10 protein-coding genes are annotated in these 10,992 nt (G+C 73.7%); 4 read left to right on the top strand and 6 right to left on the bottom strand.

Annotated elements, in window-relative coordinates; translation table 11 throughout:
* Positions 1–207 precede the first annotated feature (207 nt).
* Positions 208–1,497 carry a cryptochrome/photolyase family protein gene (locus IL992_RS16425; protein ID WP_319018596.1) on the top strand — a complete coding sequence of 430 codons (1,290 nt, stop codon included), beginning with the start codon at positions 208–210 and terminating at the stop codon, positions 1,495–1,497.
* On the opposite strand, the gene IL992_RS16420 is transcribed toward IL992_RS16425, so the two are convergent.
* The gene (locus tag IL992_RS16420; protein ID WP_319018595.1) at positions 1,458–2,348 is read right to left on the bottom strand and encodes a helix-turn-helix domain-containing protein; all 891 of its coding nucleotides are present in this window, start codon (positions 2,346–2,348) and stop codon (positions 1,458–1,460) included. The two genes, IL992_RS16425 and IL992_RS16420, sit on opposite strands and share 40 nt — an antisense overlap.
* A gap of 160 nt (positions 2,349–2,508) precedes the next feature.
* Between IL992_RS16420 and IL992_RS16415 the strand changes: the two genes are divergently transcribed.
* Positions 2,509–3,336, top strand: a complete 828-nt coding sequence (locus IL992_RS16415; protein WP_226873125.1) for an alpha/beta fold hydrolase — start codon at positions 2,509–2,511, stop codon at positions 3,334–3,336.
* On the opposite strand, the gene IL992_RS16410 is transcribed toward IL992_RS16415, so the two are convergent.
* Positions 3,323–3,493, bottom strand: a complete 171-nt coding sequence (locus tag IL992_RS16410) for a hypothetical protein (RefSeq protein WP_193204219.1) — start codon at positions 3,491–3,493, stop codon at positions 3,323–3,325. The genes IL992_RS16415 and IL992_RS16410 overlap by 14 nt on opposite strands.
* A complete protein-coding gene (locus IL992_RS16405; RefSeq protein ID WP_193204218.1) occupies positions 3,490–4,107 on the bottom strand; it encodes a TetR/AcrR family transcriptional regulator in 618 nt (205 codons plus the stop codon). Before IL992_RS16405 ends, IL992_RS16410 begins: the two co-directional genes overlap by 4 nt.
* 68 nt (positions 4,108–4,175) lie before the next feature.
* Between IL992_RS16405 and IL992_RS16400 the strand changes: the two genes are divergently transcribed.
* Positions 4,176–4,583 (top strand): PPOX class F420-dependent oxidoreductase, encoded by a 408-nt coding sequence (locus tag IL992_RS16400; protein ID WP_193204217.1) that lies wholly within the window; start codon positions 4,176–4,178, stop codon positions 4,581–4,583.
* Here the strand turns inward: IL992_RS16400 and selB are convergent.
* The 3 genes from selB to IL992_RS16385 form a co-directional block, all read right to left on the bottom strand.
* Positions 4,575–6,341, bottom strand: a complete 1,767-nt coding sequence (gene selB, locus IL992_RS16395) for a selenocysteine-specific translation elongation factor (RefSeq protein WP_193204216.1) — start codon at positions 6,339–6,341, stop codon at positions 4,575–4,577. The two genes, IL992_RS16400 and selB, sit on opposite strands and share 9 nt — an antisense overlap.
* Entirely contained in the window at positions 6,341–7,630 is a 1,290-nt protein-coding gene (gene selA / locus IL992_RS16390) for an L-seryl-tRNA(Sec) selenium transferase (RefSeq protein ID WP_193204215.1), read from the bottom strand. The genes selB and selA overlap by 1 nt, the downstream gene beginning before the upstream one ends.
* 101 nt (positions 7,631–7,731) lie before the next feature.
* The gene (locus IL992_RS16385; RefSeq protein WP_193204214.1) at positions 7,732–9,618 is read right to left on the bottom strand and encodes a hypothetical protein; all 1,887 of its coding nucleotides are present in this window, start codon (positions 9,616–9,618) and stop codon (positions 7,732–7,734) included.
* A 207-nt stretch (positions 9,619–9,825) separates the two neighbouring features.
* Between IL992_RS16385 and IL992_RS16380 the strand changes: the two genes are divergently transcribed.
* Positions 9,826–10,968 carry a pectinesterase family protein gene (locus IL992_RS16380; protein WP_193204213.1) on the top strand — a complete coding sequence of 381 codons (1,143 nt, stop codon included), beginning with the start codon at positions 9,826–9,828 and terminating at the stop codon, positions 10,966–10,968.
* Positions 10,969–10,992 lie beyond the last annotated feature (24 nt).

Genomic DNA, 10,992 nt, shown 5'->3' with positions numbered 1-10,992 from the left:
CGCCTTTCGCGCGTCATCCGATAGCCACATCCGATGTGAATAGCTTTCATATTTACGGGGAATAACCAGCTTTCCATGCTTTTTCGGCATTACAGGACGCGCACGCCCGGTCTCGGTGTGAAGCACACCCCCGCCGCCCGACGAAACGATCTCGCGATTTACTCGGGAGCCGCAACCATCGGCCCGATCGACGGCGAAGAGGTACGCGTGGAGACCGTCGTCGTGCTGTTCAACCGGGACCTGCGAATCCATGATCACCCGGCGCTGTCCGAGGCGTGCGCCGTGGCCCGGCACGTCGTTCCGTTGTTCGTGTTCGATCCCGCGATCCGGGCCCGGCACCGCCGCGACTTCCTCCACGCGTCTCTTCACGACCTGCGGTCGTCCCTGCGCGCGCTCGGCGGGGACCTCCTCGTACGGCACGGCGACCCGGTGGCGCACGCCGTACGGGCGGCCGGGGAGGCGGGCGCGTCGGCGATCTGGGCGAGCGAGGACGTCAGCCCGCTGGCGCGGCGGCGGGAGCGGCGCCTGGCGGAGGAGTGCCGGGCCCACCGGCTGGAGTTCCGCCTCTTCCCCGGCGTGACCGTGGTGCCCCCGGGCGCGCTGCGACCCGGTGGCGGGAGCCATTACCGGGTCTTCTCGCCGTACTGGCGGGCCTGGTCGGCCACCGCGCGGCGGCCGGTCCTCGGCGCGCCCCACCGCCTGTGCCTGCCGCCCGGCATCGATGCCGGCGTCCTGCCCGGGGTGTCCCCCGAGCCGTACGGGATCGTGCGGGGCGGGGAGAGCGAGGCACGGCGGCGCCTGGAGCGGTGGGTGGGCGACGACCTGGCCTCCTACGCCGAGACCCGCGACCGGATGGCGGGGCGCACCTCGATGCTCAGCGCCTACCTCCACTTCGGCTGCGTGTCGCCGTCGGAGGTGGTCGACCGCGCCTGTGAGCGGCCGGGCGGCGAGGAGTACGTCAGGCAGCTGTGCTGGCGCGACTTCCACTACCAGGTCGTCGACGCATTCCCGGACATGGGCCGGCGCGACTACCGGCCGAGGGACGTGGGGTGGCGGCGCGACGAGGAGGCGGAGGCCGCCTGGCGGGAGGGCGCGACCGGGGTTCCGATCGTGGACGCGGGCATGCGCCAGCTTCGCGCCGAGGGCTGGATGCACAACCGGGTGCGCCTGATCACCGGCTCCTACCTGACCAAACGGCTCGCGATCGACTGGCGGGCCGGGCTCGAACACTTCGCCGAGTGGCTGATCGACGGCGACATGCCGAACAACTGCGGCAACTGGCAGTGGGTCGCGGGGACGGGCAACGATACCCGGCCCTACCGCACGCTCAACCCGCTGCGGCAGGCCAGAAGGTTCGACCCGGAGGGGGAGTACGTGCGGCGCTACGTCCCCGAGCTCGCGTCGCTGCCCGACGACCTGGTCCACGAGCCGTGGAGGGTACGCGGCGGGGTGCCGGGCTATCCCTCCTCTCCCCTCGGTGGTGAGCTCAGGGCGTGACGCCCGCTGTGCCCGTCCCGCCAGCGGCTGGGCGGCAGGCCGGTCTGACGCTGGAAGAACGTGGTGAAGTTGGCGGGATCGTCGAAGCCCAGCCGCTGCGCGCACCGCGCGACGGACAGGTCGGTGTGGGCGAGCAGCCGCTTGGCCTCCAGCAGGATCCGCTGGTCGAGAAACTGTTTGGCGCCCACTCCTGCCGCCGCGCGGGTGGCCCGGGTGAGGGTGCGGGGCGTGTAACCGAGCGGGCCCGCGTAGTCGGCCACGTGGTGCCAGGTGGCGAACGACTGTTCCACCGCGGCCCGGAACCGGCGGAACACCTCGTGCTCGGGGCCGTCGGAGCCCGGTGCGGAACCCGTCTCGGGGACCGCCCGCAGCACGAGCGCGGCGAGCAGGTGGGCGAGGATCGACGCCGACGCCGTCCGGGGATCCGCCAGGGCGGCCGCGTGCTCCCTGCCCAGGTGGTCGGCGGCGGTCAGGCAGAGGGGCCAGGCGCCCTCGCCGGCCCGCCAGGTCGCAGGGGCGAAGACGTCGGCCGCGGCCTGCGCCGCGGGTCCCGCCGGGGGAAGGACGCCCTGCTCGAACAGCACGAGGGACCCGTCGACCCGGTCGACGTCGGTCCAGCGGTGCACCACGCCGGGGCGGATCCACACGACGGTGCGTTCACCCAGCGGATGGTCCACGAAGTCCGCCGTGTGCCGGCCGCGCCCGGAGCGGATCAGAGCCAGGACGTGGAAGTCGGGACGCTGGGGGGTTGCCCGGCGGCCGTCGGGGTCCATGCGCCGCAGCGTGTCGAAGCCGAGCACCTCGACGCCGAAGTCCGGTCCCGGCGCCGGGGCGTAGCGGAGCTGCCGCACACCGGGAAGCTGACCGTTTTCCACAAGCACCGAGCGCCTTTCGACCGGGATCTCACCGGCCCGCCACCCTAGCGTTTTCTCCGTACCGCGGCACGACAGGGGCACCGAAGGGCGCGACACCCCGCTCACGTAGGCCTGCTCGTGCCATCGATCGGAGGACATGATGACGACGACTTTCACAACGGCGACTTCCACAACCCAGAGCGTCCCGGTGGCGGGCGGCACGATCGAGGTGCGCCACCGGGGAGGCGGCACGCCGACGGCGGTGTTCCTGCCCTACTGGGGCGGCTCGGCCGCGACCTGGGACGCGGTCGTGGAGCGGCTGCCGCGCGAACGCGGCACGGTCCGCTACGACCCGCGCGGGTGGGGCGCGTCGCGGGGGCTGCCCGGCCCGTACGGCCTCGAGAGGCTCGCCGACGACCTGGCCGCCGTGGTGCGGGAGCTGCGCCTGGAACGATACGTGCTCGTCGGGCACTCCATGGGCGGCAAGGTCGCCCAACTGGCCGCCGCCCGGCGTCCGGCCGGATTGGCCGGTCTGGTGCTGGTCGCGCCCGCGCCGCCCGAGCCTCCCGCCACCGTCACACCTGACTACAGGCGATTCCTCGCCGGCGCCTACGACTCGGCGCAGACCGTCGAGCAGGCCCTCGACACCGCCCTGACCGCCACCAGGATCCCGGACTCGGTCCGCGAGGCGATCGTGCGCGACAGCCTGGCCGCCGACGACGCCGCGCGCCGGGAGTGGCCCCTCCACGGCATCGCCGCCGACGTCACCGCCGCCGCGCGGGCGATCGAGGCTCCCGTGCTGGTGCTCGCCGCCGAGCACGACCGGGTCGAGCCGCCGCAGGTGCTCCGCGACCACCTGCTGCCCCACATCTCCCATGCGCGGTTGGACGTCGTCGCCGGAAGCGGGCACCTGCTGCCCGTGGAGGCGCCGGACGCGGTCGCCACGGCGGTGGACCGGTTCATCGCCACCGTCACCGGGGGCTGACGATCCCCACCTTCGGGTCGCCCTTCGCGCACGGCGCGGCCCGCCCGCCGAGCCGGACCGCCGAGCGCTGGGTGCTCGGCCGCCGGATGCCGATCCGCTGCGCGGCGGGCCGGTAGGCGATCGAGCCGTGGGCGGAGAACAGGACCCCCCTGCTCATGAGTCTCTTCTCGTCATCGCGGCGAGCTGGCCGACGACCCACTCGCGGTAGTCCTCGGACAGCGGATCGGCACCGACGATCCCCTCGACCATCCGGGGCAGCGCGATGGGCGCGAAGGCCAGCGCGTAGGCGACGAGCAGGACGAACTCGGCGTCCAGCTCTCCGGTGATCTCGCCCTCCTCCTGGCGGCGGCGGGTCCGCTCGACCGCCTCGCGCAGCCGGGCCCGCTGGGCCGCCGCCCATTCGTCGTCGCCCGCGGCGGCCGGGCTGTCCCCCAGCGCCTGCCAGACCACGAGCCGGGACCAGTCCGGGTTGTCCAGCGTCGCGTCGAGATGGGCCGCCACGCTCTCGGCGTACGTCGCGCCGGGCGGCGTCACGCTCTGCTGCGCCCGCGCCCACCTGCGCCGCAGTTCCTCGACGAGCCCTTGCTTACCGCCGAAGTAGTACGAGATGAGCTGCTGGTTGACGCCGGCTCGCGCCGCGATGGCGGCCGTACGGGCTCCGGCGTACCCCTTCGCACCGAACTCCTCGACCGCCGCCTCCAGGATCCGCTCGCGGGTCCGTTCTGCCGCCTTCCCCCGCTCCTGAGGTGCACGCCGCGCTGTTGAAGCCATGCGCGCACCCTAGCCAATCAAGTGCTTGAATGACAAATGTCAATCAACCACTTGAATAGGATGAGGTCATGATCTTCACAGAGCGCGAAATCGAGTACCTCGACGGTCAGCGGATCGGACGCCTGGCCACGCTCCACCCGAACGGCACGCTCCAGGTGAGTCCGGTCGGGTTCCGCTACAACCCCGAGCTGCGGACGATCGACATCGGCGGACGCGACATGGCGGCCAGCCGCAAGTTCCGCAACGTGCTGGCCAACGGCAAGGTGGCGTTCGTCGTGGACGACGTTCCGTCCGTCGATCCCTGGCAGGTGCGCTGCCTGGAGATACGCGGGCACGGCGAGGCGCTCGCCGAGCCCGCCGACTCGAACGCCCCACTGTCCGGCCCGATCATCCGCGTCCATCCGCAGCGGATCATCAGCTTCGGCGTCGACCCCGGCAACCCCGCCGCCGGCAAGCGCGACGTCGCCTCACATTGACCGGCGGTGGACCTCGTCCACCCGCTCGGTGAGGCCCTTGCGGTCGAGGTGTTCCAGCAGCGGCACCGCGACCCTGCGGCTGGTGCCGAGCGCGCTCCTGGCCTGGCTGACCGTGAACGGCTGCGGCAGCCGGGCCAGCAGCGTCGCCGCGCGTGCGTCGGCGCCCGGCGCGAGCACGACGCCCTCCGCCACGCGCAGCAGCGCCCCGGCGCGTACGGCGGCGGCCAGCTCGCGCGGCCCGAGCCCCAGCGCGGCCAGCCGCCCGGCCTCCGGCGCCTGGAACGGGGCCTTGGCCAGGTCGTCAAGCAGGGCCCGCACCGCCCGGGCGACGGGAGCGGGCAGCCCCGCGGTCCCGGTCACGACGCGGCCCGTCGTGGTGATCCGCCCGTCGGCCACCGTCAGCGGCGGCCGTACGAGCGCCGTCACGAGCCGGCGGTCGGGCAGGCCAAGCTCGTGGCGGGCGGCCTCCACCGGCATCCCGGGCTCCAGTGGGTGGTCGGCGGCGTACCGCCGTACGACCTCGGGGAGCCGGGCGGACAGCCTCGACCAGTGATCGGGGTCGGCGTGCCAGCCGGCGGCCACCGGCCGTCCTCCGGGCGGGCAGCCCATCGCGACCAGCTCGCCGTCGCGCAGCAGCAGGTGCGTACGCAGGAGGGAGGCCGCGTCGGCCGACGCGTCCGCCAGCGCCTTGGCGCGCTCCCTGGCCGCCCCCCGGCGGCGCAGCTCCGGGGGCCGCACGTCGAGCACGGTCGCCCGCGCGAGCACCCGCAGCTCGCCCTGCCCCCGGCCCGGGTCGCGCAGCAGCAGCGCGTCTCCCAGGTGCAGGGGAAGCGGCCGGGCCAGGCGCAGCCGGGCCGCCTCGGGGCCGAGCGGGCGCACCTCGCACGGCACCGACGCCGAGCCGATGTGGGCGGTGAGCCGCGCGGGCAGGGGCCCGCGGGCGCCTTCCGCCATCGTCACGCGCACGTCGGCCAGGCTCGTCGTCGTCCAGGCGCCGGGCGTGACGAGGGCGTGCCCGCGTTGCGGCGCGATCCGCCCGCGCAGGTTGAGCGCCACCCGCGCGACCCCGGTGATCGACTCGACGTGCTCCTTCAGCGACTCCAGGCCGCGCACCCGCACCGGCTCGCTGTCCAGTTCCAGCTCGTCACCGACCTCGACGCGGCCGGCGGGCAGCGTGCCGGTCACGACGGTCCCGCTGCCGCGCACGCTGAAGGCCCGGTCGATCCACAGCCGCACGGGGCTCCGCGGATCGGGCGCGGGCAGCGCCGCCACCAGCCGGTCGAGGGCGGCGCGCAGCCCGTCCAGGCCCTCGCCGGTGCGCCCGCTCACCGCCAGGGCCTCCACCGCGCTCAGCCCGGCCTCCGCCAGCCGGTCACGCGCGTCCTCCAACGCGGACGCCGGGTCGGCCAGGTCGGCGCGGGTGACGGCGAGCAGGCCGTGCCGTACGCCGAGGGTGCGCACCGCGACCAGATGCTCCTCCGACTGGGGCATCCACCCCTCGTCGGCGGCGACGACGAACATCACGGCGGGTACCGGGCCGACCCCGGCGAGCATCGTGCCCAGGAACCGCTCGTGCCCGGGCACGTCGACGAACGCCACCCGCTCCCCGGAGGGCAGCGTCGTCCAGGCGTAACCCAGCTCGATCGTGAGCCCGCGCCGCCGCTCCTCCGCCAGCCGGTCGGGCTCCATCCCGGTCAGCGCCCGCACCAGCGTCGACTTCCCGTGGTCGACATGTCCGGCCGTGGCGACGACGTGCATCAGCCGGCCGCCTTCAGGACGGCCTCCAGGACCTCGCCGTCCCGCTCCGGCGGCACGGCACGCAGGTCGAGCAGCAGGCGGCCCCCCTCGGCCCGGCCGACGACCGGCGGCTCGCCCCGCCGCAGCGGCACGGCCAGCCGTTCCGGCAGGCTCACGGCCATGCTCGGCAGGCGCACTCCGGGGGCTCCGCCCCCGCCCACGGTCGCCTCCGCGGGCACGGCCGCCGCGTCCACGCCCGCCTGGCACAGCGCCTTGGCCAGCGTCTCGGCGCGCTCGCCGAGAATGATCGGGTCGGCGTGGAGAGCCAGCCGTACGGGGGGCTCCGGGCCTCGCAGCGTCGCCTCGAGCGCGGCCAGCGTCAGCTTGTCCACGCGCAGCGCACGCGCGAGCGGGTGCCGCCTGAGCCGTTCGACGAGGTCGCGGCGGCCGAGCAGCAGGCCCGCCTGCGGGCCGCCGAGCAGCTTGTCGCCACTCGCGGTGACCAGGTCGGCGCCGGCCCGCAGCACGCTCACGGCGTCGGGCTCCTCGGGCAGGAGCGGATCGCGGTCGAGCAGCCCGGAGCCGATGTCGACGACCACGGGCACCCCCAGCCCGGTCAGCTCGGACACCTCGACCGAGCCGGTGAAGCCCTCGACCCTGAAGTTCGACGGGTGGACCTTCAGCACGAACCCCGTCTGCGGCCCGATCACGTCCCGGTAGTCGGCCAGGGCGGTTCGGTTGGTCGTGCCCACTTCGCGCAGCCGCGCGCCGGTGGACACGAGCAGGTCGGGAATGCGGAAACCGTCGCCGATCTCGACCAGCTCACCCCTGCTGATCACGATCTCCCGCCCGGCGGCGAGCGCGGTGGCGGTCAGCACGAGGGCGGCGGCGTTGTTGTTGACCACGTGGACGCCCCCGGCCTCGGGCACGGCCCGGGCGAGCGCCTCGACCGCGCCGCGTCCCCGGCGCGCCCGCGCCCCCGTGGCCAGGTCGAACTCCACGTCGGTCGCCCCCGCCGCCACCGTCACCGCCTCGACGGCGGCCGGGGACAGCGGCGCACGGCCCAGGTTCGTGTGGAGCAGCACGCCGGTCATGTTGATCACAGGACGGAGGCTCGTGGCGTGGCGCGGCAGCGCCGCCAGCGCGACGTCCGCGACGTCCTCCGGTTCGACCTCGCCCTGCCGCACCCGCTGCTGCGCGCACGCGACCGCGTCCTTGACCGCCGGACGGCCGAGCCGCTCGACGGCGGCGACCAGTCGCGGATCGGCCAGCACGGCGTCGGTGCGCGGCACCCGCCTCCGTGGATCCACACTTCAAATTACAGCGATGGCGCACGGCCCGGCCCGCGAGGCCGGGCCGTGCGCCCGAGGGCACGCCGGGCAGGGGACCAACGGCGTGCCCTGGTTCTTCGTCAGCTCTGGCAGTGGATGGGATAGGCGGCCTGCGCCGTCGGCTTGTTGTGGTTCAGGACCTCGATCTTGACCGTTCCGTCGGTCTTCTCGGCCCGCGTCCAACTCCAGGCCTGGATGCCCAGCACGCCGCTCTCCGGGATCGTGTGGGTGAAGGTCTGCTGGTCGACGCCGTCGATCACCCAGCGGTAGGTGATCTCCGTCCCGGCGGGCGCCTTGAACTCGCCGAAGGCCGTCAGGTAGGGGGCGATGACGCAGTCCCCGTAATAGCCGAGCGGCTCGATCTCGGTGATCTGCACCGTGCCCGGCGAGGGGTCCGCCGCCACGCACGTCCAGCTGTACGGCGCCTGCTTGGCGGGCTTGTTGTGGTTCAGGATCTCCAGGCGGACGACTCCGGAGCCACTGGACCTCGCGTTGCTGTACCAGAAGTCGCCGATTTTGCTCCGTACGCCCGGCTTGAGCTGGGCGGTCCTGAGCACACCCGGCTTGCCGTCGACGACCAGGCGATACGTGACCTCCGCGTCGCGGTCCGTCATCACCATCGCGTCGGCACGCAGGCTGAACGAGCCGTCGCACTGACCGGTGAACTGGGACGCCAGCATGTACTCGAAGGTCAGGTTGGCGTCGCCGCCCTCGGCCACGCACGTGAAGGTGAACGTACGCTGGGCCGGCTGGGCGGAGCCGCCTTCGGCCTGCAGGCCGAGGGTGTGGGTGCCGCTCCGGGTTGAGTCGAGGCTCCAGGTCGCGGACACGTTCTGCACGCGGGGCTGGTCACCGGCAGGGAAGTCGGCGAACTGCTCCTGCCACGCGGAGCCGTCGAGGCTCCACCGGTATTTGACCCTCTGCGCCGCGCCCGCCGGGAGCGAGATCCGGCCGGTGGCCTGGTACGCGACGGGTTCGAGGCAGCTGCCCTCGTAGTCACCCGGCGTGAGGTCGGCGATCTGCGGCACCGGCGTCTGCACGGGCGGCGGTGTCGGACTCGTGGACGGACTCGGACTCGTGGACGGACTCGGACTCGTGGACGGACGGGGCGAAGGCGACGGGCTGGGCGACCGGCTGGGCGGAGCCGACGGGCCCGGCGATGTCGGCGGCGTGGTCGTGCAGGTCACGGTGTAGGCGGCCCGCCCGGAGTCGTGGCCGCCGGCGTTGACGATGCGGATGGCCTTCCAGCCCGCGGTGGAGCTGCCCACGGCCAGCGGGAGCGTGACCTGCCGGCTGCGCGGGCCGCCGGCCGCGAAGAAGAGCGACTCGAGCCGGCCCTCCCCCGTGCCGCCGTCGATCCACCGGTAGTAGACCGTGGCGGGCGTACGCGACACCTGGATGGTGCCCGTGAACGTCACCGTCGTGGGGCAGGCTCCCCGGTAGGTCGCCGGGCTCGCGCTGACCGCGGCCGCGGCGACCAGCGGTGCGCCCGGCCTTGCGGGCAGCGGATGGGCGGTGTCCCAGATCACGACGGCGCCGGTGCACCCGACGTCGAATCGGCCCTTGGCCGACAGTCCCTTCTTGCCGAGGATCTCCACTGCCTGCCAGCCGGAGGTGCTGCGGTCGAACGTCTGCCGGTCCCGCACGACCACCTTGCGCGCGCCGTTGACGCGGAAGCTCCTGATGGCGCCCTTGCTCCCGTCGCCGCGCACCCAGCGGTAGCGCACGGTTCCCTTCCCCTTGGCCGCCACCACGGCGGAGAAGCCCACAGTGGTGGGGCAGGCGCCGGATCTCGTGGCCGGGCTCGCCTTGACCCCGGCCACGGCCGTCTTGACGACAGGGGCCGGCCTGGCGGCGGCCGACTCGGATGTGGGGGCCGTCATGGGAGCAGGGGCCGCGAGCACCGGAGGGGCGGTCAGCAGGCTGCCGAGCAGCGTGGCGCTCAGCAGCGTCGCCGTCCATCTCATCGGGGGTCCCTTTCGTTGTTCACGGGGAGTCGTTGCTCTTGAAAGACGGGCCATGCTGTCCGATCCGGCTTGGAGATCACTTGGCACCGCCTTGTGACTGCCGCCCCAGGCGTCTCCGGCCGTCGTTGACAGGGCCGGAGGCGGATCTTACGGTGCTGCTGTTCGCATGTGAGGAATTAGTTCGCATATGTGACCAGAGGAGCCGTCATGTCGTCCCTGACCCCCCAGATCGGCCGCCGGCAGGTGCTGGCCGGCGGGGCCGCCGCGATCCTCGGACTCGCGGTCGCGCCGCCCGCACGCGCCGCCCACGTGCTCCCCTTCGGCCGGTACGGCTCGCCCCGGCGCCGGCTGAACGACCGCACGCTCTACGTGGACGCCCTGGGACGCGGGGACCACACCACCGTCCAGGCCGCCGTCGGCGCGACCCCGGACGCCCCTGCCGAGGGCTGGACCCTGGTGATCGCGGCCGGGACCTACCGGGAGACCGTCCTCGTGCCGCAGGCCAAGACCGGCCTGTGCTTCCTGGGGGCGACCGGCGACGCGCGCGACGTGGTGATCGTCTACGGCAACGCGGCCGGCACGCCCAAGCCCGAGGGCGGCACGTACGGCACCAGCGGCAGCGCCACCACCACGATCCAGGCCGACGGCTTCACCGCCGCGCACGTCACGTTCGCCAACGACTGGCTGCGGGCCGACCACCCGGACGTCACCGGCACCCAGGCGGTCGCGGCCAAGGTCATGGGCGACCGGTCGTACTTCGAGAGGTGCCGCTTCCTGGGCCACCAGGACACGCTGTATGCCGACACCCGCGCCCTGACCTCCTTCGCGCGGCAGTACTACCGCGAGTGCCACATGGAGGGGGACGTCGACTTCGTCTTCGGCCGTGCCACCGCCGTCTTCGACCGGTGCGAGCTGAGCACCCTGGCCAGGGACGTGACGTTCCGTCCGTACGGCTTCGTGTTCGCGCCGAGCACGGCCGCCGCCAACCCGCGCGGTTATCTGGCGGTGCGATGCGTGATCAACGGGACCGCGGCCGACGCGTCCTTCGGCCTGGCCCGGCCCTGGCGGCCCAGCAGCGATCCGACCGCCCTCCCGTCGCTGGTCGTACGCGAGACCTGGATGGGCTCCTCGATCGACGCGGCCACGCCGTACGTGGACATGACCTCCGGGTATCACTGGCAGGACGCGCGATTCGGCGAGTTCCACGACATCGGCCCGGGCGCCGCGATCCCCGTTCCCGAGAACCGGCCACAGCTCACCCCCGAGCAGGCCGCCGAGCACACCCCCGGTGACTACCTCGGCGACTGGCGCCCCGGCCCCGCCCTGCTCCCCCGCCCCTCCGGCCGGTGACACCCTTCTGTCGGTCCCGGCGGT

Source organism: Microbispora sitophila, assembly GCF_014892245.1.
In the GTDB taxonomy this organism is placed as follows: domain Bacteria; phylum Actinomycetota; class Actinomycetes; order Streptosporangiales; family Streptosporangiaceae; genus Microbispora; species Microbispora siamensis.
This window is presented reverse-complemented; position numbering and strand designations above follow the sequence as displayed.

Coding starts and splice junctions, on each gene's coding strand:
- IL992_RS16415 (WP_226873125.1), top strand. CDS start 2,509: ATGATGACGACGACTTTCACAACGGCGACTTCCACAACCCAGAGCGTC.
- IL992_RS16410 (WP_193204219.1), bottom strand. CDS start 3,493: ATGAGCAGGGGGGTCCTGTTCTCCGCCCACGGCTCGATCGCCTACCGG.
- IL992_RS16405 (WP_193204218.1), bottom strand. CDS start 4,107: ATGGCTTCAACAGCGCGGCGTGCACCTCAGGAGCGGGGGAAGGCGGCA.
- IL992_RS16400 (WP_193204217.1), top strand. CDS start 4,176: ATGATCTTCACAGAGCGCGAAATCGAGTACCTCGACGGTCAGCGGATC.
- selB (WP_193204216.1), bottom strand. CDS start 6,341: ATGCACGTCGTCGCCACGGCCGGACATGTCGACCACGGGAAGTCGACG.
- IL992_RS16385 (WP_193204214.1), bottom strand. CDS start 9,618: ATGAGATGGACGGCGACGCTGCTGAGCGCCACGCTGCTCGGCAGCCTG.
- IL992_RS16380 (WP_193204213.1), top strand. CDS start 9,826: ATGTCGTCCCTGACCCCCCAGATCGGCCGCCGGCAGGTGCTGGCCGGC.